We start from the raw sequence: 23142 nt of genomic DNA, 5'->3' as shown, positions 1-23142 counted from the left end.
GACTTGAGTATATAGACGTACGTCAGCCCCCCCTTGTCGCGTAGTGCACTATCGGTTGATCCTGCACGCATCAGGCTCAGCGGCGTCACAAGCCATGCGCTGCATGCCGACAGGCATGCCCATGCATCGCTGCTCCACCTGGGCAATGACGTCGTCCAGCGCGCGAGCCCGGGCCTCGGCGGCGTCGGCGTCGCGCTGCAGCACCGGCATCAGCGACAGCAGCTCGGCCTCGAGCACGGCCTGGTCGATGCCCTGCAGCCGGCCTTCGCGCACCAGGAAGCGGCCGGCGACCATGACACTGTCCACGCCGCGCCCGCCTTCGCCATACACCAGCTGGCGCTTGAGATTGTTCAGCGGCTTATAGACGAGGTCGTCTTTATCGATGAAGGTGATGTCGGCGCGGTAGCCGGGCCATATCCGGCCGATGCGGTCTTCCATGCCCAGCGCGCGGGCGCCCCCCATCGTGGCGGCATGGATCGCTTCGCGGGCCGTCAGTCCATTGTCCACGCGGCTGTTCACGCCCGAGAGCAGTGTGGCGAACTTCATCGCCTGAAACATATTCTGCGCATCCGAGCAGGAACAGTTGTCGCAGCCCAGGCCGAAGTGGATGCCGTCCTGCCGATAGCCCTGAAACTGCGCTATGCCGTTTCTGGTCTTCAGGTTGCTCATGGGGTTCAGCACCATGCGGGTGCCGGTCTCGGCCAGAATGCGGCGGTCATCGGCGTTGAGCCACACGCCGTGGGCCAGCGTAAGATGCGGGCCCAGCACTTCCATGGATTGCAGGTAGCGCACCGGCGAGCCGCCCCATTGGGCGAAGATCTGCTGCGCAGCCACCGCCTCCAGGCGGGAAATGGCGATATGGGAAAAAAGCCTCAGGCCGTGCTTCAGGGCGATATCGCGCATTGTCGTCAAGAGCTCGCGGCTGCAGCGCTCGGGGCTCGATGGACATACGGCCCAGGTAAGCAGGTCGCCCTGCCCCGCGGGGCTGTCGCGCAGAATGCTTTGCAGTTCAGCCATCGGGTCGGGCATATCCGCCGGCGCCGCGGGGCCCTTTGCCAGCTCGCGCGTCGAGTCGTCCAGTCCTTGCGCAAAGAACGGAATGGTATCCAGCGGCCCGACATCCGCCATTTGAATTCCCAGCACCACGCGCAAGCCGGAATCCAGATAGGCCTGGCGAACGACCTGGGCCTGATGCGCGGTCAGCGGCCACAGGCTCAGCATGTCCTGCACGGTGGTGATGCCGCTGCGCAGGCACTCTGCCGCGCCGACCAATGTCCGCAAGCGCAGCTCCTGGTCGGAGCGCGGCGGAAAGAAGCGGGGCAATGCCCGGAACGCCCATTTCTCGAGCGACATGACGTCAAACCGCCCCTTCAGCAGCACGTCGTGGGAATGGTAATGGGCATTGACCAGGCCGGGCAGCGCCAGCCAGCGGCCGCCGTCGATGACCTGGGCATGGTGCTCTTGCGCCAGCCGATCAAGCCCCGGCTGCACGGCGGCGATTGCGTCATCCAGAATCAGTATGTCCTGGACCGAATCCGCCATCGTCTCTTCGCAGGGGTCGACGAGCGTAGCGTTCTTGATGAGGACGGCCTTCTTCGGCCGCCCGGCCGGAATGGCTGCAGGGACAGGCGCGGTGGTCATGGCAGGCAAAGCTCCTCTGTCCGCATATGGGGCGAGTCGCTCAGGTGCATCACCAAAGGCGTTTGCTCGGTAAAACATTGCCACGGCGGCAGCGAGTCGGTACTGGGGTCGCCGGCATGCACGAAGGAAAGCCATGCCGACTGCACCTTGCGCGCAATGTCGGCAAGCAGCTCGCCGTCCCCTCCGCCCAGCATCGGCGCGTGCGCCCATGCGTCCGAGGGCCCGAAGACAAACGGAAGCTCCAGGCAATGACAGCTTTTGAAGGGCGAAGCCTCGGGCTGCCAGTCGAAAATATAGAAATAGGTTCTGCTGCCGCACTGATGGGCGCGCTGCGCAAACTGGCGGGTGGGATGCGCGAACACCGCGTGGGTGATCAGGCGGCTGAAATGCAGGCCTGCATATTCGTGGGGATGCCTGGCCTCGATCTGCAACAGGCAATCCACCGCCGACGCACCGTAGATGTCGCGCACGCAATGCGCCACCTCTTCGGCGCTGACGATCTGCGTGCGGGGCGCCTGCATCAGGAAGGCATGGGCCTCGTCGGCGGTAATGCCGATCAGCACATCGACCCCCTGCAATGCCTCGGCGGCGCTCAGATGAAAATCCTGCTGCGTCGCACCCTCTTCGCCCTGGGAAAGTTGGAAGGGCGGAGTGGTGTCCCCGTAGCGGGCTCCGCCACGGGCAACTTCGGACTGGGCCGCAAGTATCTGGGCAACCGGCAGCTTCTGCAGCTGGGAACGCAAGTCAGCCGCATCGGGCGACAGCCCCAGAGCCTTCAGGAATTCGTGCCCCGAAGCCCGGGCGGCCCGCGCAGTTTGAGGCGCCATGCCCAGGGCGGGGCTTTGCAGTATGACGCGCCGCACTCCCGACACATCGTGCTTGCCGGCAAACAGGGCGGCAATCGAATTGCCGCCGGCCGACTGGCCCATGAGTGTCAGGTTGCCGGGGTCTCCGCCAAACGACGCAACATTCTTGCGAATGTATTCCAGCGCCAGGGCCTGGTCCAGAAGGCCCAGGTTGCCCTCGCTTACGCCCTCTGCCACCAGAAAGCCCAGGGCGCCCAGGCGGTAGTTGACGCCCACCACCACCAGGTCGCCAAGCCTGGCCAGCTCGCGGCCATCGTACCAATCGATGCCCCCCGAACCGCTGGAGAATCCTCCGCCGTGCAGCCACACAAGCACGGGACGCTTCTTGTCGTCCAGTCCCGGTGTGCTGATCGTCAGTTGCAGGCAGGCTTCGTCCTGCGTGCCTGTGAACTCGCCCATGACGGCGGCCAGGCGGGACGCAGCCTGGGGGGCTACGACCGACGGCCGGGTGGCGTCCAGGATTCCATTCCAGGGCGCCTTGGGAACAGGAGGCCTGAACCTCAGGGCTCCGACGGGATCTTCGGCGTAGGGCACACCGGAAAACTGATACACCCCCTCTTGCCGGACGCCCTGCAGGCGCCCGCACGAAAGCTGAACTTGCACATCCATTTTCTGGCCTCCTTGGTCAAAAGCAGCTTAATGGATGCCCGTCGATGCCCCCTTGCCTGGGAGTGCAATAGAACTTGTATTTTCGGCCCGGCGCCAAAACAAACGATATTGCACGGAAAGACAAGCCCTTGGCTCGCGCTTGGATTATGGTGGCCATCAGGTTGCAGACACCATTGTTGAACAGACCAGGAGAACTGAATATGAAGGGTGACATTGATTCCGTGAATCATCTGGGCATCGCCGTGCGCGACATGGACGAAGCCTCGGCGCTGTATGAAAGGCTGGGCTTCCAGCTTACGCCCCTCTCTGTGCATTCGGGCTCGAACAAGCCCGGAGAGCCTGTGCGGCCCATGGCCACGGGGAATCGATGCGCGGTGTTTCCCAACAACTATATCGAGATCCTGGGCGTGGTAAACCCGGGCGCACTCGACTGGAGCTGGGCGACGTTCATCGACAAGTTCCAGGGCGCCCACATTATCTGCTTCGGCTGCGGCGACGCCTCGGTGGTGGCCAAGCGGCTCGACCAGACCAGTATCAAGAATTCAGGCGTGATTACCCTGCAAAGGGACATCGGCACCCAGGACGGCGTGCGCACGGCGGTGTTCGACTGCGTCCACTTCGACAGCGACATCAACCCCGAGGGCCTGATCCAGGCGGCACACCACCGTTACCCCGAATACGTGCACCAGCCCCGCTACCTGACCCATCCCAACGGCGCCACCAGCCTGGCCAGGCTACTGCTGGTCAGCGACAAACCCGATGAAATGGCACAAAAGTACTCACGCCTTACCGGCCGGCCGGTTATCGAGCAGGACGGTTTGCCGGCAGTCAGCCTGCCCCTGGTAAGCACCTTGTGCTTCACCCGCCCCGACGATCTCAACAAGCGCTTCCCGGGCTCCCTTTTTTCGCCGTCGCCCTCGATCGTGGCCGCAAGCTTTTCAGTGAAGGACCTGGCAAAGGCGCGGGAACTCGTGAAGCAGGCGGGCTTTCATGTGGTGGAAGGCGAAGGCCGCTTCCACGTGCCCGCCGAGCAGGCGCTGGGCGTGGTGCATGAGTTCGTTCAGGAATGATCACCCTGGAGCGATGACATTCTGGCAGGCGTTCTGGCGCAGCTCGCTGGGCGTCTGCTGGTATTGTGCCTTGAACTGCCGGCTGAAATTGGGAATGTCGTTAAAGCCCTGCTGGAAGGCGATTTCCTTGATGGAAAGATAGTTGAAGCGCGGGTCGGCAAGCAGCGTTCGGGCGCGCATCAGGCGCTCGTCGCGCACCCAGGCGCCGAAGGTGGTGCCGCTGTCGGAAAACAGCTTGTGCAGGTAGCGCTTGGAAAGCCCCATGCTGTCGGCCACCATGCTGGGGGTGAGCTCCGGGTCGCACAAGACGGAACGCACATGGGCCTTGACCCGGGCCAGCAGGACGCTCACATTGCCGTTGCCGTAGGCGGAACGCATGGGGGCATCGTCGAACGATCGAAACGACAGCACGACCAGATCGAGGCACATTTGTATGAGCTGCATGCGGGTGACGTCGTTGAGCTGATGGCTTTCTTTCATCAGCAACGCAAGATGGCTGTAGGCCAGGCCGCCTATCCCGCCGGAGATCGAAGGCGTGTACTGGAAGTAACGCGACGGATCGGGCAGCTGGTGCTCGACCAGCCTGCGCGGAATCGAGAAAATAATGCGGTCTGAATCATCGGTGAAGGTGGTCTGGTATGGCGCCGCCTTGTCGAGCAGGAACATCTGGGCGGCCTTGACCGAAGTTTGATAGCGATAATGATCGACCAGCATGTCGCCCGACAGATTGAGCCCGACCAGGTATTCGTTGTGGCTGTCGGAGGCGATGCATCGCGGGCTGCGGATGAGTTCGAGCGGGCTGGACTGTATGTGCATGATGCGTATCTGTCCCACCGTGGCCTGTGTGACGCGGCATTTGAAATCGTCCTGGCAGGGCTGCCGGCTGGCCTCGATTTTTGCGATGCGGCTGGCCATGAGATGCTGATATTGCCCGATATTGCCGCCTTGCATGACGTCGTCGGCCAAGCCGGGGGAATCCGGGGCTGGCGAAAGGCGGCGGTTGGCGTCTGGCCCAATGATCACGTTTGTCTCCATAAGATTATTTTGGAGGGTTGGCCGGGCATCCGGTACTAGCGATAACGCTAATCCGCAAAACGGCGTTCCGGCCGGGAATAGCGTACCATCGACTCCACCATGACCTCCGCCCATCCGATCAGCTACCGAAAGGTCCTGTACCTGGCCGTTCCCATCATTCTGGCCAACCTGACCCAGCCCTTGATGTCGGCGGTGGACACGGCCGTCGCCGGCCATCTACCGGGCGCCCACCATCTGGCGGGGGTGGCACTGGGCAGCCTGTTCTTCAACCTCCTGTTCTGGGTGTTCGGCTTCCTGCGCATGGGCACCACGGGCGTGGTGGCGCAGTATTTCGGCGCGGGCAAGGCCGAGTCCATCGTGCTGACGGTCGGACGAGGCGTGCTCCTTGCCGTTGCCATCGGCCTGTTGATACTGCTGCTGCAGCGCCCCCTGATCAACGGCGGGCTCGCCCTGCTGGGCGCGTCGAACGAGGCGGCCGAGCAGGCGCGCCTCTATGCCTACGGCCGGGTCTGGTCGGCGCCCTTCACGCTGACGAACTACGTCATCCTGGGCTGGCTGCTGGGCTGCCAGCGGGTACGCATTGCGCTGGCCATCCAGATACTGATCAATATCGTCAACCTGGCCGCGGTGCTGGCTTTCGTGTATGGGCTGGACTGGGGGGTAAGCGGAATCGGCCGCGCCACGGCGCTGGCCGACTTCAGCGGCATGGCCGTGGGGGCCGTACTGCTATGGCGCAGCTACCGGCCGCAACTGGACGCCATACGCTGGATCGAGATCTTCGAACCCACCGCCTTGCGCCGGCTCGTCCAGATCAACGGCCACATCTTCATTCGCACCGCCTGCCTGCTGGCCACATTCGCCTGGTTCACGCACCTGGGCGCCAGGCAGGGCGACGCCCTGCTGGCGGCCAACGCCATCTTGATGAACTTTCTAAGCTTTACCTCGTACGGCCTGGACGGCTTCGCGCATGCGGCGGAGACCCTGGCCGGGGCCGCCGTGGGGCGGCGCAATGCCCGGCAGCTTGCACGCGTGATTCGCGTCTGCATGGTGTGGGGCCTGATCGGCTCGGTGATGTATACGCTGGTTTACAGCTCCGCCGGGACGCAGCTGATCGGCCTGCTCACCGACCAGCCGGAAATCGCCAGCCTGGCCCGCCTGTACCTGGTCTGGGCCGTGCTGGCACCCCTGGTCTCCATGCCCGCTTATTTGTACGACGGCGTGTTCATCGGTGCAACGCGCACCAAGCCCTTGATGCTCATCATGCTGGGATGCTCGGCCGCCTTCCTGGCGCTGTCGCTGGCGCTGCTTCCGCTTCTGGGCAACCACGGCCTGTGGCTGTCGTTCCTGATATTCAACGGCCTGCGCGGGGCGGGGCTGAAGCTGGCGCTAGGGCCGAGCATATATCGGCAGATGGAAGAGCCCAGTGGTTCGCCCGTCCATACCGGCTGAACGGCCCTACCCTGCGTGCGGCGGCTTTCCTTCTATGCGCCGACCACCGACACTGCCTTGGTGTTGAGATAAGCCTCGAGCGCCTCGGGCCCCCCCTCGGTGCCGTAGCCCGAATCCTTGACGCCGCCAAAGGGCATTTCGGCCGAAGGGGTCGCGGGCTGGTTGATCCACAGCATGCCGGTCTCGACCTTGTTCGACAGCAGCTGCACATTCTTGAATGAGCGCGTAAAGGCATAGGCCGCCAGGCCGTAGGGCAGGCGGTTGGCTTCGGCGATGGCTTCTTCGAGGCGGTCGAATGTGCGCACGCCGGCGATGGGACCGAAAGGTTCTTCATTGAACAGATCCGACTCCAGCGCCAGCTCGCTGACGATGGTGGGCGCAAAGAAGTTGCCCGCTTCGCCCACACGCTCGCCCCCCGTCAGGATGCGCGCGCCGCGCTGGCGGGCGTCGGCCACCATTTTTTCCATGGCCGCGACGCGGCGCGGGTTGGCAAGCGGCCCCAGCGTCGTGCCTTCGGCCAGCCCGTCGCCCAGCTTGAGCGACTGCGCATACTGGGCCAGCGCCCTGGTGAATTCGTCCGCGACGCTGCCGTGGACCAGGAAGCGGGTGGGCGAGATGCACACCTGCCCGGCGTTGCGGAACTTGGAAGCGGCGGCCACCTTGGCAGCCAGCTCGAGGTCGGCGTCTTCGGCGACGATGACGGGCGCGTGGCCGCCCAGCTCCATGGTGACGCGCTTCATGTGCTGGCCCGCCAGAGCGGCCAGTTGTTTGCCCACCGCCGTGGAGCCGGTGAACGTGACCTTGCGTATGACCGGATGCGGGATCAGATAGCCTGAAATCTCGGCTGGGTCGCCGAAGACCAGGCCCACGACGCCGGGCGGAATGCCGGCATCGACAAAGCAGCGCAGCAGCGCGGCCGGCGAGGCGGGCGTTTCTTCGGGCGCCTTGCACAGGAATGAGCAGCCGGTGGCCAGCGCGGCGCCCAGCTTGCGCACGATCTGGTTGACCGGAAAGTTCCAGGGCGTAAAAGCCGCCACCGGCCCCACGGGCTCTTTGAGCACCCACTGCTGGGCGGCCACGTTGCGGCCCGGCACGATGCGGCCGTATACGCGACGTCCCTCGTCGGCGAACCAGTCGATGATGTCGGCGCCGGCATTGACTTCGCCCCTGGCCTCGGCCAGCGGCTTGCCGTTCTCTTGGGTCAGCAGGCGGGCGACGTCCTCGGCACGCTCGCGCAGCAGGGCCGCTGCACGGCGCATGACGGTGGCGCGTTCATACACCGACGCATTGCGCCAGACCTCGAAGCCGCTTTGCGCTGCGGCCAGGGCCCGGTCCAAGTCGGTAATGCCGGCATGGGCCACGGTGCCGATGGCCTGGCCGGTGGCCGGGTTGCGCACCGGGATGGTCTTGCCGCTGGCCGCCTCCACCCATTCGTTTGCGATCAGAAGCTGCGTATCGGGGTAGGCGGGGCTGCTCATGGCGTTTTACCTATACGTGTATTCAAGAAGTCGGGAAGCGGCGCGGGGCGTCGGCGCCACGGAAGCCGGATGCGGGCGGCGAATTCGGGATGCCGGCATCATTCCGATGATAACGCTGTCGCAGCAAGACACGCCATTCCCGCGGACGACAGGAACGGCCTTGAATTGCGCTGATCCGGCCTGCAGAGCCGCCAAAGAAAGCAGCCATGGCGATACCGGGAAACGCCTCGCATCAACGTTCGGCCAGCGCCCCTTCAAGCGCCTTGCGCCGGCTGGCGGTTTCTTGCTGCGCGGCCTGCCTGCGCTCGCGCAAAGTGCCGATATGGTCTTCTTCCTTCTCGAGCGCGGCCAGATAGCGCTGGCCCAGGGCGCTATCGGGGGGCACGGCCGCCAGATTGTCGCGCACGCGCGCCTGGTTCTCGGCGGCTTCGCCCAATTGCTCTTCAAGCATCTGCTCCTGGCGCTGGGCGTCGGACAGCTCGCGGCGCAGATCGGCCAGCCGGCGCAACTCATTCTTGCTGCGCTCGTCGGCGGCGTTTGCGCTCCATGCCGCCAGGGTCTGTTCATTGGTGTCGGCCAGGGCCACGGTCTGCTGTTCCTGGCGCGACGCCACGGCACGCACCGTGGCGGTGCCCTGCGCGGGCACCTCTGCGCGCAGCCTGTAATGCGTGACTGTTTCGCCCGCAAGCTGATCGGATTCGAGCTTCCAGCCCTGCCTGCGCGGCTGCTCGATGATGACGGTACGCGGCGCATCGGGCGCGCCCTTGATGGTATAGACGCTTTCCCGGCGCAACAGGCGCTGGGCGCGCAACACCCCCTGGCTGATGCTGAGTTCGGACAGGCGCTCTTGCGGATGCTGCTCGGCGCGTACCTCGACCTTGCCGTCTTCGGCGAAATACAGGAAGCGGCTTTCGCCCACCGGAATGGCTGGCAGCTGGGCATCGCCCAGATGTCCGCCCCGCTCGTCGTATACGGTAAGTATGCCCGGCGGCAGGCTGCCCTGCGTGGTGTTCTTGAGCCAAACCGCCGCCACGGGGTGAAGGCCGCCACGATCGGCCTGAAATACGGACACCCGCTCGGCCTGCACCTGGGCGTCGATGAAGGGCACAGAGGCCGTCTGGCCCGCCGCCACGGTGATGGGCCGGGGCAGTTCATAGCGCACATCGGTCTGCCCTTCCGTCGCCATGGACGGAGCCTCGGGCGCGGGTGCGGGCGGGGCCGCCCTGCCGGCCGCGAACGACCTGAGTGCCGGCGCAGCAGCCTTGGGCATCACGGCATCGGCCGCTTCCATCATGGCCGAGGTATCGGCGCGCGGCGCCTCGGCTGCACCGACCGCCACGGGAAGCTCGGGGCGGACATGCCAATAGCGTTGATACAGCTTTTGCGACAGCGTAACGGGGACACCCGACACCAGCGTCACCTTGACGCCGTCCCAGTCCTGGCCGCTGGCGTTCTCGAGCACGGCCCAGGCCTGAAGCCTGGCCTGGTCTTGTTCGCCCGTGGACAGGCGATAGGCGCTTTTCCATACGGGCGCAGCCACGACATAAGAGAACGTGACGTCGCGCGCGCCTTTGCCGGCAAGGCCTATGTTCAAGCTGCGCCGGGTGTCGGCCTGGCGCTGCCCGCTGGCCTGAAGCGCCGCCTGCAAGCGCTGTTGCAGGGAATCGTCCAGAAGCTCGAGCACCGTGTCGGCGCCCAGCCGCAGCGCCTGGACCTGGTTTTCCGGTGTCATGACCGACAGCAGGGCGCCGGGTTCGTCTTCGCGGGCGGGCTCTACGCCCAGTACCCTGCCCTGCACCGTGCGCCCCCCTGATGAGGCCCGCACCCGCATGCCCGGCAGTGCCGCCGCCAGCTCGGCGGGCGATGAAAGCGCCTCGGGGCCGAAGGGCAAGCGGGAAAAGGCTTCTTGCACCGGGGCCTCGCCATCGAGCACGATGCTGGTGGCATGGCCGCCGGGGTCGTGGACGACGAGGCTTTTCAGGACGTCGTCGACCTGCTCGAGGGGAACGGACAATTGCACGAAGGGCTGGTCTTCGACGCCTACCCGGCGCTCGATCTGGGCCAGCCCGCCAGAAGACAGCACAAAGGAAGTGATGCGGTCGCCGCTTTGGGCCGCCAGGGCTCCGCCGCCACATGCCATGACCGACGCGGCAAGAGTCGTGATCACTGGTTTGAATACAGCCGCCAAACGCATTCCGGGTCTCCTGGAGCATATCCGTGCAGGCATGATACACAACGGGCCCCGGCGCCAGGCACGGATTACCGCGCCTGGAACAACTGGATTCAAAATATGTGCGGGCGCATGCCTATGGCGCACGCGATTTCAGTACTTGCTGCGGGCTTTGCCCGTATGCCGCCTTGAAGACACGGCTGTAGTGGGAAAGATCCTTGAAGCCGAAAGCCACCGCCGCATCGGTAACGCGCAGGAATCTTCCGTGCTCGAGCGCCTGGCGGCTGGCGCGCAGCCTTTCCGCCCACAGCCAACGCATGGGCGTGGTGCCTTCCGCGGCAAACAAGCGCAGCAGGGTGCGGTCGGACATATAGGTTTCGCGGGCAATGGACGCCACGTCCAGGTCTGCGTCGTCGAGGCGGCTGGAAAGAAACGCCTTGACTTGCGCCAGGCGCTGGCCGCGCCTCTCGGCCCGGGGTTCCGGGCGGGCCAGGGCCGAGCCGATGGCGCTGCTCCAGATGTCGAGCGCGGCCGTATCGATTCGCTCATGAGGCCAGGCGGGATCGGCCGAAGCGCTTAACGCCATGCATTCTTCGGCCAGACTGGCGCCCAGCCTGGCCAGCGGAGAACGGCCGTCGATGCAACGCGAGACCATGTCCTGCGCCCCGGCCAGGTGAGACTGCATCAGCTCGCGGGAAACAATGACAATGGTATAGGCCGAAGTCTGGCCGAAGGTAAGCGTGAACGGCCGGGCCTGGTCCATTAGCATGAGGTCGCCGGCCTGCAGCGTAACGGCACGCCCCTGCTGTTCGAGGGCGACAGTGCCGCCACGGCCGATCCACAGGAAGAAGTCGTCTCGATGGTCGCGGCGGATATCCGATGGCCCGCGGGTAACGCGCCACTGGCCGGCACCCGGCACAAGCGAGGAGTTCCGGCTGATCGCCAATCGCCCGAACCGATGCACGGCCACGCTCGCGCTGAAGCCGGGTTCGCTGAGGGATTGCGCCTCGGTATGCGAATAATTGCGGCAGGTTGCATGATGCCAGCGTTCAAAACCATCGCCGGGGTTGACAGTATCGTAAGCATTCATGCCGGGCTCCTTGAGACGGGCTGAAGATGAAGAAAACTGGCGGTTCAAGACAAGCAGGCCAAAGCGCTCCGTAATAGAGTAGGTGCATGCGGGCAAGTTCTTTGCCCCTTCCGAACCAATCCAAGGAGACAACCATGCCCTATCAATGCGACACAATCGACCCCAGGAAAACCGTGGTTATCGTGGTCGACATGCAGAATGACTTTGTAGCACCCGGCGCGCCGCTGCTGTCGCAGCAGGCGCAAGACATGGTGCCGCGCCTGGCCGAAACCCTGCAGGCCTGCCGCGGCCAAGGCATGCGGGTGATCTATACGGCTCACGTGCATCGCCGCGACGGCAGCGACATGGGGCTATACGACGACCTGTATCCGCCTATCGCAGACCGCAGCGCGCTGGTGGATGAAACAGCGGGCGGCGACATCTACAAGCCCCTGGCGCCCCAAGCCGGCGAACATGTCATCAAAAAGCACCGCTACAGCGCCTTTTTTGCCACCGACCTGGACCTGATCCTGCGCGAATGGGGCATCGAGACGGTAATCATCACGGGCACCACCACCGAGAACTGCTGCCATGCGACCGCGCGCGACGCCATGTTCCACAACTATAAGGTGGTGTTTCTGTCGGACGCAACCGGGACTTTCGACTACCCGGACGTAGGATACGGCGCCATGTCCGCCCAGGAGGTGCACAAGGCCACCTTAACCATACTTGCCTTCTCGACGGCCCATGTGATGACCTGCCAAGAATTGCTGGCGCTTAGCGGCGCCTATGACGCCGTGGCTTGAGCTGCGAAAGGCGCATCAGGGGTAAAATCGGCGCATGGACAACAACAGTGTCAATGCGCCGATCGAACCAGCACATGCCGAGCCGGGCTCACGGCTCCCCAACGAGTTGGGGCGGCGCTTGCGTGAACACCGGCTTGCGCAAGGGCTTACGCTCGAAGGCCTGGCCAGCAAGGCGGGTTTCGACAAAGGTTATTTGTCCCGCATCGAGAACGGCAAGAAGGTGCCACCCATTGCGACGCTTTCGCGGCTGGCCGCGGCGCTGAACACCGACATCTCCAGCTTTCTGTCCCGCGCCAGGCATGCCACGCGCAAAGGCGTAAGCATCGTGCGGCACACTGAAAAACGGCCCACAGTCCTGGGAGGCAGCGCGTTCGGCTACGATTACTTCGCCCTAAGCGACGCCACCGAGGCCCATGCGCTGCAGCCTTTCCTGTTCTCTTTTCCCGCCGAAGTCGACAAGTTCACCTTCTTCCAGCACGAAGGGGAAGAGATGCTGTATGTGCTGACAGGCCGCATCGAATGGCAGGTGGGCATGGAAAAGTACGTGCTCGAAGCGGGCGATGCGATTCACTTTGATTCAAGAATGCCGCATCGCGGCCACAGCTTGTCCGGCGAGGCCACCGCGCTGGTTGTCATGTATTCGCCCGAAAGCTCGCGCGAAAACCTTGCCTAGGCAAACGCCGGCGCAGCCCATGCTGCACGGCGGGCCGGCTCGGCCTCGGCGCCCCGCCGTGCGAGGCCCAAGGGCCCCGCGGCGGCGAAGTCAGTGAGTTACCTTCTTCATCAGCGGCATGGCCTTGTCTTGTGAGGCATTGGCATTCTTGGCCGCAACAACGCCCGGAGCCGTTTCTTTGGCGTAGTAGATGGCCAGCATGGTAACCGCCGCGATGGCGATCATCAGCAAGGACACCGTCCAGGTCGACCCTGCGCTCAGCCCCACAAGCGCCGCGGCCGCCACCGGAACCAGCCCGCCGCCTATGGGCGCTGCCAGCTGATACCCCAGCGATGCCCCGCTGTAGCGAAGATTGCTGGGAAACATCTCGCTCAGGAAGCTCGCCTGCACCCCATACATAATGCCGTGGCCCACTGACATCCCGATGACGAACGACAGGATCACAGTGACGGGATCGCGGGTCTCGATACCCCAGAAAATGGGGAACGCCAGGGCAATGGCCGCGACACAGCCAAGCATGTACACCGGGCGGCGCCCCAGGCGATCGGAGATCGCGCCAAAAAGCGGGATGGTGATAAGCTCTACGGCCGCGCCCAGGGCGATCGCCCCCAGCACCAGGTTTCGCGATATGCCCAGATTGGTCACGGCGTAGCTCAGGCCGAAGATCGTGATCACGTAGATCCATGAAATCTCGGTGATGCGCGCCCCCAGGCCCAGAAGCAGGTCTTTGGGGTGGTTCTTGATGGCATCGATCACCGGAAAACGCACCAGCTTGCCCTCTCTGGCATTGCGCTTGAACTCGGGCGTTTCGTCGATATGCATGCGAATGAAGGTGCCCACCACAACCAACAGGGCGCTGGCCAGGAAGGGCACCCTCCAGCCCCACGCCATGAACTGCTCGTCGCTGAGATAAGCCAGGCCGAAGAACGACGCAGTACCCAAGGCCATGCCCAGGGGGAAGCCTATCTGTACGATACTGCCGTAGAACCCTCTTTTGTTGGGCGGCGCGTGCTCGGTCACCATCAGTACCGCCCCGCCCCATTCGCCGCCAACGGCCAGGCCCTGTATAAGGCGGCATACGACCAGAAGTATGGGCGCGGCAATGCCGATGCTTTCGTATGTGGGAAGCAGGCCGATCAGCATGGTGGCGACACCCATGCTGGAAAGTGTCAAAATAAGCATCGACCGGCGCCCCAGCCGGTCGCCGAAGTGGCTACAGATGATTGCGCCCAAAGGGCGTGCAAAAAAACCGACCCCGATGGTGCCGATTGAAAGCAGCTTGCCTACCAGGGGGTCATGGGTGGGAAAGAACAGCGTATTCAATACCAGCGAAGCCGCTGTGGCGTAGATGAGGAAGTCGTACCATTCGATCGTTGTGCCAATGGCGCTTGCCGTAGCCACCGTTCGTATGGATGTCTTCTTTTCAGTACCATCTTTTGCAGAATGAGTGTCCATTTCCGCTCCGTTGAGTGCTCGCGAGGAAGATCCATCGCGCCAGGCGCGATGGGGCACATTGCAGCCAAACTTCTACTACTCATAAAACGGTAAAGAGCGATTCCGCAACTATTGTGTACAGGCGTGTTTTTTCTGCTTGTCCTATGTGGCTATGAAGCGGCCGGAGAGAATGTCGAAGGCTGGCGATCGGTCTTGATCTGCTTCTTGTCCTCGACGTCGTACCCGGCGCTGTTCCTGAAGATGTTGGGCTTGCGGTAGATGGCAAGAATGGTGCAGCCTTCGGCGCTGTGTGTTTCGTGCATGGAGCCGGGTACGCGATACACGTACTCGCCCGCCCGGCAGATTCCGTCGTGATCCGAGAACGAGCCCTCGATGACCCAGCTCTGTTCAATTTCAGGATGTTTATGGAATGGCAGGGTGGTGCCCGGCTCCCATTTAAGAAGACAGGTCATTTCGCCGGCCTCCTTGTTTTCGTACAACACCTTGATTTGAACGCCCTCGAACTGGGAGGGCCGCCATTCCATGTCTTGCGGCCTTACATAGACGGACCCGTTTTGCGTGGGTTCCAGTTCTCCCTTCAGACGCTCGTGGAAATGCTCGCTTGCTTGAGTACCCATGATTCCTCCTAAACGGTCAAATACCCCTATTGATCGCCCTTTAGGCAAATAGTAGGATTATGTTGTCCAGTAGGCAAGTAAGGGATTATGCCTATTCGCAGCTACCAACCGTGCACGAGGAACCGCAATGCAACTGACCTTCTTGCTTTATCCTGGAGTCGAGCCCATAGACCTTGCCCCTCTGGGCGTGTTTTCAATGGGAAAAAGAGTGGTGCCCGAGCTGTCGTATCGCTGCGCGGCCACCTCCATGAATGCCGTAGAGTTGTCCAATGGGCTAAAGGTAATGCCCGATATCATGCTTGAAGAAATCGAGGATCTGGACGTTCTGCTGGTGCCGGGGGGCCCCGGTTGGAAGGATGCGGCCAGCGACCCGCAAATTCTTGATTTCATCCGCCGCTGGGTGCCCGGCGCCACGATTTGCTCGGTGTGCACGGGGGCCATGATTCTTGCCGAAGCCGGCGTGCTCGACGGCTTGGCCGCGACCACCAAGAACCTGGTCATTCCGCCAGAGCCTTCGGTGATGGACGAATTGAAGCGGCGCTATCCCAAAGTGGCGGCCACCGAGGCCTTGCTCGTCGACAACAGCACCGTTGTCACCGGCGGGGGCGTGACGCTTTGCATCGACACCGCCCTTTATCTGATCGAATCACGATACGGTGAAGAGGCGGCCGACGAAATAGCGCGAATAATGGAGTACAGCGCGGCCAGGCAGGCCAATGCGGCGCGGATGCCGATGGTGCTTGCGGCCGCTCAGTCGAAAACATCATAAAGAATGTCAGCGACAATCATCGAGCCGACGGCGATAAGTATCAGGTCGGTGCCGGCAATGCGCCATTCATAGCCCGGATACCTGGGCAGGCGTCCGAGCAGGGCGCCGAGGTGATCTTCCTGGCGATTCCGGGGGGCAGGGGGGATCAACCACGCGGCCTCGCACGCGGCGTGTCGACCGTTCCTTCGGCTTGCTTCGCCGCGTGATCGCGGTTTCCTGCGCGCTGACGCCCCAGACCAGCACCCCGCGTACCCGACGTGCCGCTGCTGCCGCTGCGATTTGCGAGTTTCCAACACAGTAATTATTTCGTATTGATTCTTTTGCTTGCTTTTATAATCAGGCGCTGAAAAGCTTCAGGGGCAGCGCCTGACCGGAAGCGGCATGCATCCATGTGCAATTGCCATGGCCTGACAATCTCACCGTCAACGACTCATGAATATAAAGACAATGCGTTTTGGCCTGCTTCCCCTGATCGCCACACTGCTCGCCGCATGCGGCGGCAGTGGTTCGGACGGAGACAAGCCCGTAGCCTGCGTGGAAACCGGCGCCTATGCCTGCAAGACGGGCGCGACCGAGCCCTTGTATACCTTTCAGTGGGCCCAGAATTATGAAGACAGCTACTTCAAGGCTTTCCCGGACACCTTCGGCGACGGGATCGATCTGAACGTAGAGCCCGTGCATAAGCAAGGCTACAAGGGCCAGGGGGTCAACATGCTGGTGCTCGACTCGGGCGTCGATCTGCACAACGAAGATCTCTCGCCCAACGCCGACTTCAGCATGTCCTGGAATTTCCTGACCAAGACGGACGACCCTTACCCAGACTTGTCCGACCCGGACGACGCGCCTCACGGCACGGTCGTCGCTGGTATCATCGCCGCGGCGCAGAATGAAAAAGGGGTCATGGGCATTGCTCCCCTGGCGAACCTGGGCGGCGCCAACTTCCTCGATGGGCAGGACCAGGCAGCCGCCGCGTATGGCGGCGCATCGTGGTCGAGCAAAGCCCATGTATTCAATGCCTCCTATGGCGGCGACACCGAAGCCAGCTCGTATGAATCCGACCTCGAGCCCGGCGATACCGCCGCCCTGCGTGGCTTGAAGAAACTGCGCGACGGCAAGGGGGCCTTGTTCATCAAGGCGGCCGGAAATTCGTTCGAGCACGGCGCCTGCGGCCAAGCGGCGCCCTACTACGACTGCACCAACCCGGCGAACGACACCGGCACTCTGGAGTCCAACATCATCACCGTGGCCGCCCTGAACGCCAAGGGCAGTGCCAGCAGCTACAGCAGCGCCGGCTCAGTAGTGTGGATCACCGGCATGGGCGGCGAATACGGCAGCGAAGGCATCTACGGCGAAGGCGCCGGGGAAGACGGCACCGACGGCCCCACCATCTTCAGCACCGACATACGCGGCTGCATACACGGCTACAGCAACACGGGTGCGAACACGCCCTTCCAGCGCGGCCAGACCGAACGCGACGGCAAGCCCGACAACGCCGACTGCGATTACACCTACATGAACGGCACGTCGGCGGCCACCCCCACCATCTCGGGCGTCGTCGCCGTGGTGCTCAGCGCCAATCCGGACCTTACCTGGCGCGACATGCGCGACATCCTGCTCGCCTCGGCCCGCAAAGTGGATGCCGACTACATCCGTCACATCCCGGTAGGCGGCGAAATGCCGTTCGGGGGCCTGATGGACCTGAACACCAACCTGCCCACTGAAACCGTCGGCGGCCCGGCCGACATCCATGACGGCGCCACGGCCATTCCCATGGACCTGGGCTGGCAAAAGAACAGCGTCGGCCACGAACACTCCAACTGGTACGGCTTCGGCGTGCCGGACACCGAGAAAGCAGTGTCCATCGCGCTCGAATACAAGAAAAACCCCAGCCTGAGTCGTTCCGGCGATGTGCTCGTACCCGAGTTCAGCCCTCTGGCCTACTGGCATGAGAACCACCCGCCGGAAGACGAGGAAGACTACGAAGACCTCGGCGACGCGAATGTGCGCAGCGGAGCGTTTCCCTATAAGCGGGTGACGTCGTTGGGCACATTCAAGGGAGACGCCCAGACCGTGGACCAGCTTCAGGTCCGCCTGTCGGGCGACAACGTCTGCCTGGGTTCCCTGGGCATTGCCGCCAAGTCGCCCTCGGGCACGGTGTCCCTGCTCAAGCTGCCCAATGACCATTTCAAGGTGGACGGCCTCAACGAGTTTGCCGACTATGCCCTGGGCAGCTTCGCCTTCTACGGCGAGCCGGCGCAAGGCGACTGGGAGATCTTCGCCATTGCAGGCAATCCCGATATCGCAATCAAGGTGGTCAAGTTCATAGACGGGAAATATCAGCTCGTTGAATCAGCGCCTTGCCCCTCGGCCGATGCGGACGGCTTCAGAATGCTTGCCGAAACGCGCATCATTGCGCAATGACCCGTGCCACCCTCGTTCCAGGAACCTGAAACATGAACAAAAGTTTTCGACGCTACTTCGGACTGTTCGGCATGGCGCTGGCGCTGACCAGCAGTGCGGCCTTCGCCCTGACGCCGGGACAGAAGCTCACCAAAGCCGAGATTGCCGAATGGGGCGCCCTGACCGAATACAAGATCGGCTCCAGCCGCGTCCGCGTCATTCCTCCCCAGTACTCCGGCAGCCAAGACACCCTGCTGCTCAATGCGCAAGGCGTGGTGGGCGTCAGCCGCAACGAGGTGGTCGTGTCCGAAGCGCCTGCCGACGCCCAGGCGGTGATTCAACAAACCCAGCCTCGTCCCGTGTCGGTGCAGCATTTCCAGCCGACCGACATCACGGTGGCCAAGTACGCCGATTTCGCCCAGGCGGTCGAGGCTTTGCGCGCACTCAAGGCGGCGCTGCCCGGCGCCAAGGTGGGCTTGCCCGTGCAGTTCAGCAAGCAGGTACCTTACTGACTCTTGGTGGCCCAGCGCGCCGCAGCCGAACTGTCCGACCTCTTCGATGAGGGGCTGGAGTATGTGCCGGCGGTTTACGAATCAGGCAGATAGTCCAGCGGCAGCGCCGTGGTGTACTTGATCTGCTCCATGGCAAAGCTCGAGCTGACGTCGGCCAGTTCGGCCATGCGTATCAAGCGCTTGTATACCTGGTCGTAGGCGGCCACGTCGGGCACCACCACCCGCATCAGGTAGTCGGTGTCGCCAGACATTCGGTATAGCTCGACCACTTCGGGTATGGTCGATACCGCCGCGTGAAACTGCTCGAGCCAGCGGGCGTCGTGCCGGCTGGTGCGTACCGCCACAAACACTGTTACCCCTACATTGAGCCGGACGCCGTCGAGCAATGCCACGCGGGCCCGGATGACCCCCCGTTCTTCGAGCTTTTGCACCCGCCGCCAGCAGGCGGTGGGGCTGAGGCCCACGCGCTCGGCCAGGTCGTTGATGGGCAGCGAGCAATCAGCCTGAAGCTGTTCGAGGATGAGGCGATCGAGTTTATCCATGGGGGGGCCTGACGGGTGAGCCGGCGGAGCGGCGGATACTGTGCAAAGAATGGTGTTGCCTGAAAGGTGGCTCGACGAGCCGACCGTATGAAAAAGCTATCAGCGCGCGAATAGAAATATATTTTCTATAAATACAAGAAAAAAGAAAAATAATTTCTGATTATCCCCTTATCTGGCCGAAAATAGCAATAAAACTGCGCATGAAGCGGCCTATCATGTTTCTCATGAGCACTTCACATGACGATACTGTCCTGATTCACGCGGGCCGTGCGCCGGCCGGTTTCGGCGGCCTGGTCAACACGCCGGCCTGCCGCGCCTCGACCTTGCTGGTGAACTCATACGACGACTGGCGGCGCAGCCGCGAGGGCGGCAACCCCTACGGCCACTATGCCCGCTTCGGCACCCCCACCACCCGCGCCTTTGCCGACATGCTGGCCGAACTGGAAAACGCGCACGGCGCAATCGTCTTTCCCTCCGGGCTGGCCGCCTGCACCCATGCGCTGCTGGCCTTCCTGTCGCCCGGCGACCACGTATTGATCACCGACAACGTCTACGGCCCTACCCGGGCCTTTGCCTGCGGCACCCTGGCCCGCCTCGGCGTGGAAGTCAGCTTCTTCCCGCCGCTCGAGGGCGTCGCCATTGCTTCGTATCTGCGCCCCAACACCCGTGTGGTGTATGTGGAATCGCCGGGCTCGCAAACTTTCGAGGTCGGCGACATTCCCGCCATCGCGGCGGCCGCCCGCAGGCAAGGGGCCATCGTCATGATGGACAACACATGGGCCACGCCGCTGTACTTCAAGCCTTTTGAACATGGGGTGGACGTCTCCATCCACGCCGCCACCAAATACCTGGCGGGCCATTCCGACGCCATATTGGGGGCCGCCACGGCCAATGCGCGCGCCTGGCCCACGCTGCAGGCGGGTGCCCACGACTTCGGCCAGACGGCCGGGCCGGACGACCTGTACCTGGCCCTGCGCGGCCTGCGCACCCTCTCGGTGCGCCTTCAGCGCCACCAGGAAACCGCCTCGCTGCTGGCCCGGCGCCTGCAGGAACATCCCGCCGTCAGCCACGTGCTGCACCCGGGCCTGCCGGGCGCCGCGGGCCATGCCTGCTGGAAGCGTGATTTCAAGGGTTCAAGCGGGCTGTTCGGCGTGGTGCTTCAGCCCATGGCCGCGCAAGAACGCGCATTGGCGCAGGCATTCGACAGCCTGCGCTTGTTCGGCATCGGCCTTTCGTGGGGGGGATATGAAAGCCTGGCCCTGCCGGTCGACCCGCCCCTGCGGACAAGCGCCCCATGGCGAGAGCAGGGCCCCCTGCTGCGCCTGCACGCGGGCCTGGAAGATGCCGAAGCCCTGTGGCGCGACCTTTCTTTGGCGCTGGACGCCTATGTGCACGCGGCCGAACCGGCGTTCAGTTGACGGCGGCACGGCGCGCCGCGCGCCGCGGAGCCGCTTTTTCGGCGGGCTCACCGGCCTCGGGCGGTGGCTGCCATCCTACCGACCGCGACACGCCCTGGGTTTCCTTCAGCAGCACGGCGATTCTGGCCGCACGGTCGGGCGGGTCGCTGACGCCCGGGTCGTCGCGGAAGATCAGGGTGATCACCGCCGACACATTTCCCTGGTAATCAAGGATGGGCGCCGCCATGGCCGAAATATTGCTCACAAAATGGCCCAGCCCGAGCGAATAGCCCTCGCGCCGGATGGTTTCACAGCGCTGCCTGATCATCGCCATATCGACCGGCGGCTCGCCCCGCTTGCGGGCGCGCTCGCGCTCGGTCTTGATCAGCGGCTCGGTGATGGCGCGCGGCAGGTGCGCCAGGAACACCAGGCCCGACGCCGACGCAATCAGGGGAAAGACCGAACCCAGGCCAAGGTCGGTACCGGTAAGAAAGGTACTGCGCTTGAGCCGCACACAGGTGGGGCCGTATTCGCCCCAGACACACAGCAGGCCGGTCATGTCGAACTGCTCGCAGATGCGGTCAAGAGCCTCGGACGACAGCGTGAAGAGATCGGTCTGGCTCATGGCGGCCACTCCCCATCGCAGGACGCGGGTGCCCAGGCCATAGTGGCCGGTGGCAACGTCCTGCACCACCACCCCGCTTTTCTGGAAACTTGTCAGGTAGCGATGGGCCTGGCTGGCCGAGATGCCCGCCAGGCGGCCGATTTCGCGCAGCGGCAGTTGGTGCGGCGCCCCCGCCAACGCATCGATGACGCGCACGCCGACCTCGACCGACTGGATGCCTTTTTTTTCTTTGACGTCGCCCGGCCCCGCCCGCATATTGTCATCAGCCATTCCACTACTCCCTTGATCTTCGAGCTTACGCAGGGCCCTCCCCGCAAGCGATTTGTGCACGTCCCAATGCAATATCCACCGCCATGGCAACATGCAGGGCCACCGTATCGAGACACGGCAGCGCCGGCGCGGGGCCGTCGGCCGCTAGCAGCAGCGGCAGTTCGGTGCACGCCACGATGACGGCATCCAGCCCGGCCCGCTGCATTCTATCAAGGACGGCCAGCAGCCTGCCGCGCGATTGCGCACGGACTGCGCCGCGGGCCAGCTCGCTGAAGATCACGTCGTCCAGCCATTGCCTGTCGCCCGCCTCGGGCGGCACGACCTGGATGCCCGCGTGCTGGCTCATCCAGTCGGCATAGAAAGACGACTCGGTGACGTGGCGAGTGCCGATGATGCCCACTCTGGCGTGACCGGCCTCTTTCAGCGCCCGCGCCACGGGCACCCCTATGTGCAGGGCGGGAAGGCGGGTGTACTTGGGCAAGGCGTCGAACACTTGATGGGCCGTGTTGGCCGTAAGCAGCATGAAGTCGGCGCCACCTTGCTCGAGCTGCCTGGCAGCGCCGCCGATCTGGACCTCTACCTGCTTCCAGTCGCCGCGCCCGGCCGCATCGGCCAGCAGCTGGAAATCCAGCGTCGCCATGATGCTGACGGCATTGTGCAGGCCGCCCAGTTCGCGCTGCACCGCCTGGTTGAGCAGCCGGTAGTACAGGGCGCTGGACTCCCAGCTCATGCCGCCCACCAGACCGATGCAGCGCACGGCGGCCGCTGTTTCAGGCGTATTCATCACAGGCCCAGCGCACTGCCCTGGCCGCGCCGCAGCAGGCGGGGCAGGGCCAGGGTGACGATGACGAACAGGCCGGTCAGGAACTTCAGGTCGGATGGATGCAGGCCTGTGGCCAGCCCCAGCGAAACCAGCTGGTAGTACACGATGGCGCCCACCAGCGGCGCGCACATCTGCCGTATGACCGTATGCCGGCCCACGATGGCCTCGCCCACGATCAGGGCGGCCAGGCCGTTGATCAGCACGCCGAAGCCCATGGTGACGTCGGCATAGCCCTGCTGCTGCACCAGCAGCGCGCCGCCGAAGGCGACGATGGCATTGGCCAACGCAAAGCCGCCCACGATATACACGGCCGACCGTATCGCCAGCGCCGGCGCCAGTCTTTCGTTGACCCCCACGCAACGCATCGACAGGCCTATCTCGGTGCGAAACAGCCAGATCAGGACCAGCGTGCCGGCCGCCGCCAGGGCGCCCAGCAGGCCCACCTGTAACCAGTTCGAGGCGAGGATTTCGGGCGACAGGGCGTCAAACATATTGGCCCCGCCCGGCAGGGGCGCATTGGGCTTGCCCAGTACCCGCAGGTTCACGCTCCAGAGCATGGTGAACACCAGTATGCCGGCCAGCAGTGAATGGATGCGAAAGCGCAGGTGCAGCCATGCGGTGATGGCGCCGGCCAGGGCGCCGGCCAGCACCGCCAGCACGGTCGCCCCATAGGGGTTGAACCCTGCAGTCAAGAACGCAGCGGCAAGGCAGCCGCCCAGGGGCAGGCTGCCTTCGCAGGTCAGGTCGGGCAAGTTGAGAATGCGGAAAGGGATCATGATGCCGAAAGCGACGGTGGCATACATGAGGCTTTGAACCAGGGTTACCGGCACCAGGTACCAGAAGCTATACAAGATGTCTGTCATGGG

General features: G+C 63.7%; 21 protein-coding genes. 8 read left to right on the top strand and 13 right to left on the bottom strand.

The genetic code is table 11. From position 1 onward, the window contains the following. Positions 1-48: 48 nt before the first annotated feature. Both C7440_RS02090 and C7440_RS02085 read right to left on the bottom strand, forming a co-directional pair. Positions 49-1641, bottom strand: coding sequence for an amidohydrolase family protein (locus tag C7440_RS02090; protein WP_165832417.1), 1593 nt, complete (start codon positions 1639-1641; stop codon positions 49-51). Further along, positions 1638-3116, bottom strand: coding sequence for a carboxylesterase/lipase family protein (locus C7440_RS02085; RefSeq protein ID WP_116517293.1), 1479 nt, complete (start codon positions 3114-3116; stop codon positions 1638-1640). Before C7440_RS02085 ends, C7440_RS02090 begins: the two co-directional genes overlap by 4 nt. A gap of 200 nt (positions 3117-3316) precedes the next feature. Here C7440_RS02085 and C7440_RS02080 point away from each other — a divergent pair, with 200 nt between their 5' ends. Then, positions 3317-4186 (top strand): VOC family protein, encoded by an 870-nt coding sequence (locus C7440_RS02080; RefSeq protein ID WP_017523596.1) that lies wholly within the window; start codon positions 3317-3319, stop codon positions 4184-4186. Here the strand turns inward: C7440_RS02080 and C7440_RS19695 are convergent, their stop codons facing one another. Then, positions 4187-5209 (bottom strand): helix-turn-helix domain-containing protein, encoded by a 1023-nt coding sequence (locus C7440_RS19695; RefSeq protein WP_165832416.1) that lies wholly within the window; start codon positions 5207-5209, stop codon positions 4187-4189. Between the two features lie 111 nt (positions 5210-5320). On the opposite strand from C7440_RS19695, the gene C7440_RS02065 reads away from it, so the two are divergent. Then, the gene (locus C7440_RS02065; RefSeq protein WP_116517292.1) at positions 5321-6670 is read left to right on the top strand and encodes an MATE family efflux transporter; all 1350 of its coding nucleotides are present in this window, start codon (positions 5321-5323) and stop codon (positions 6668-6670) included. Between the two features lie 32 nt (positions 6671-6702). On the opposite strand, the gene C7440_RS02060 is transcribed toward C7440_RS02065, so the two are convergent. The 3 genes from C7440_RS02060 to C7440_RS02050 all read right to left on the bottom strand — a co-directional run bounded on the left by C7440_RS02060 (position 6703) and on the right by C7440_RS02050 (position 11408). Beyond that, positions 6703-8148 carry an NAD-dependent succinate-semialdehyde dehydrogenase gene (locus tag C7440_RS02060; RefSeq protein WP_116517291.1) on the bottom strand — a complete coding sequence of 482 codons (1446 nt, stop codon included), beginning with the start codon at positions 8146-8148 and terminating at the stop codon, positions 6703-6705. Positions 8149-8380: 232 nt separating this feature from the next. Then, positions 8381-10342 (bottom strand): DUF4139 domain-containing protein, encoded by a 1962-nt coding sequence (locus tag C7440_RS02055; protein ID WP_165832415.1) that lies wholly within the window; start codon positions 10340-10342, stop codon positions 8381-8383. A gap of 112 nt (positions 10343-10454) precedes the next feature. After that, positions 10455-11408, bottom strand: coding sequence for a helix-turn-helix domain-containing protein (locus C7440_RS02050; protein WP_116517289.1), 954 nt, complete (start codon positions 11406-11408; stop codon positions 10455-10457). 134 nt (positions 11409-11542) lie between these two features. On the opposite strand from C7440_RS02050, the gene C7440_RS02045 reads away from it, so the two are divergent. Both C7440_RS02045 and C7440_RS02040 read left to right on the top strand, forming a co-directional pair. Next, on the top strand, positions 11543-12193 hold the full coding sequence (locus C7440_RS02045; protein WP_116517288.1) for a cysteine hydrolase family protein: 651 nt from the start codon (positions 11543-11545) through the stop codon (positions 12191-12193). Between the two features lie 34 nt (positions 12194-12227). Beyond that, positions 12228-12866 carry a helix-turn-helix domain-containing protein gene (locus tag C7440_RS02040; RefSeq protein WP_017524171.1) on the top strand — a complete coding sequence of 213 codons (639 nt, stop codon included), beginning with the start codon at positions 12228-12230 and terminating at the stop codon, positions 12864-12866. A gap of 90 nt (positions 12867-12956) precedes the next feature. On the opposite strand, the gene C7440_RS02035 is transcribed toward C7440_RS02040, so the two are convergent. Together C7440_RS02035 and C7440_RS02030 are read right to left on the bottom strand one after the other, a co-directional pair. Then, complete coding sequence (locus C7440_RS02035; protein ID WP_017524170.1) at positions 12957-14321, bottom strand: MFS transporter; 1365 nt, start codon at positions 14319-14321, stop codon at positions 12957-12959. A 149-nt stretch (positions 14322-14470) separates the two neighbouring features. Then, positions 14471-14938: a cupin domain-containing protein gene (locus C7440_RS02030; RefSeq protein WP_017524169.1), complete on the bottom strand. Its 468-nt coding sequence runs from the start codon at positions 14936-14938 to the stop codon at positions 14471-14473. 127 nt (positions 14939-15065) lie between these two features. On the opposite strand from C7440_RS02030, the gene C7440_RS02025 reads away from it, so the two are divergent. Then, positions 15066-15707 carry a DJ-1/PfpI family protein gene (locus tag C7440_RS02025; protein ID WP_017524168.1) on the top strand — a complete coding sequence of 214 codons (642 nt, stop codon included), beginning with the start codon at positions 15066-15068 and terminating at the stop codon, positions 15705-15707. Here the strand turns inward: C7440_RS02025 and C7440_RS19775 are convergent. After that, positions 15689-15856, bottom strand: coding sequence for a hypothetical protein (locus C7440_RS19775; protein ID WP_157787563.1), 168 nt, complete (start codon positions 15854-15856; stop codon positions 15689-15691). The genes C7440_RS02025 and C7440_RS19775 overlap by 19 nt on opposite strands. Before the next feature lie 283 nt (positions 15857-16139). Between C7440_RS19775 and C7440_RS02020 the strand changes: the two genes are divergently transcribed. Beyond that, positions 16140-18128, top strand: a complete 1989-nt coding sequence (locus C7440_RS02020) for a S8 family serine peptidase (RefSeq protein WP_116517287.1) — start codon at positions 16140-16142, stop codon at positions 18126-18128. A gap of 32 nt (positions 18129-18160) precedes the next feature. Beyond that, positions 18161-18619, top strand: a complete 459-nt coding sequence (locus C7440_RS02015) for a hypothetical protein (RefSeq protein ID WP_116517286.1) — start codon at positions 18161-18163, stop codon at positions 18617-18619. A 74-nt stretch (positions 18620-18693) separates the two neighbouring features. Here the strand turns inward: C7440_RS02015 and C7440_RS02010 are convergent, their stop codons facing one another. Further along, positions 18694-19161 carry an Lrp/AsnC family transcriptional regulator gene (locus C7440_RS02010; protein ID WP_017524164.1) on the bottom strand — a complete coding sequence of 156 codons (468 nt, stop codon included), beginning with the start codon at positions 19159-19161 and terminating at the stop codon, positions 18694-18696. A 224-nt stretch (positions 19162-19385) separates the two neighbouring features. On the opposite strand from C7440_RS02010, the gene metC reads away from it, so the two are divergent. Then, on the top strand, positions 19386-20579 hold the full coding sequence (gene metC, locus C7440_RS02005; RefSeq protein ID WP_040548871.1) for a cystathionine beta-lyase: 1194 nt from the start codon (positions 19386-19388) through the stop codon (positions 20577-20579). Here the strand turns inward: metC and C7440_RS02000 are convergent. The 3 genes from C7440_RS02000 to C7440_RS01990 are packed head-to-tail and all read right to left on the bottom strand — an operon-like array spanning position 20572 to position 23139. Next, positions 20572-21453, bottom strand: a complete 882-nt coding sequence (locus tag C7440_RS02000) for an IclR family transcriptional regulator (RefSeq protein ID WP_017524162.1) — start codon at positions 21451-21453, stop codon at positions 20572-20574. The two genes, metC and C7440_RS02000, sit on opposite strands and share 8 nt — an antisense overlap. Before the next feature lie 25 nt (positions 21454-21478). After that, the gene (locus C7440_RS01995) at positions 21479-22237 is read right to left on the bottom strand and encodes an aspartate/glutamate racemase family protein (protein WP_017524161.1); all 759 of its coding nucleotides are present in this window, start codon (positions 22235-22237) and stop codon (positions 21479-21481) included. Then, complete coding sequence (locus C7440_RS01990; protein ID WP_017524160.1) at positions 22237-23139, bottom strand: ABC transporter permease; 903 nt, start codon at positions 23137-23139, stop codon at positions 22237-22239. The genes C7440_RS01995 and C7440_RS01990 overlap by 1 nt, the downstream gene beginning before the upstream one ends. Positions 23140-23142 lie beyond the last annotated feature (3 nt).

It is taken from the genome of Pusillimonas noertemannii (assembly GCF_003096595.1).
Taxonomy (GTDB): Bacteria; Pseudomonadota; Gammaproteobacteria; order Burkholderiales; family Burkholderiaceae_B; genus Pusillimonas; species Pusillimonas noertemannii.
This window is presented reverse-complemented; position numbering and strand designations above follow the sequence as displayed.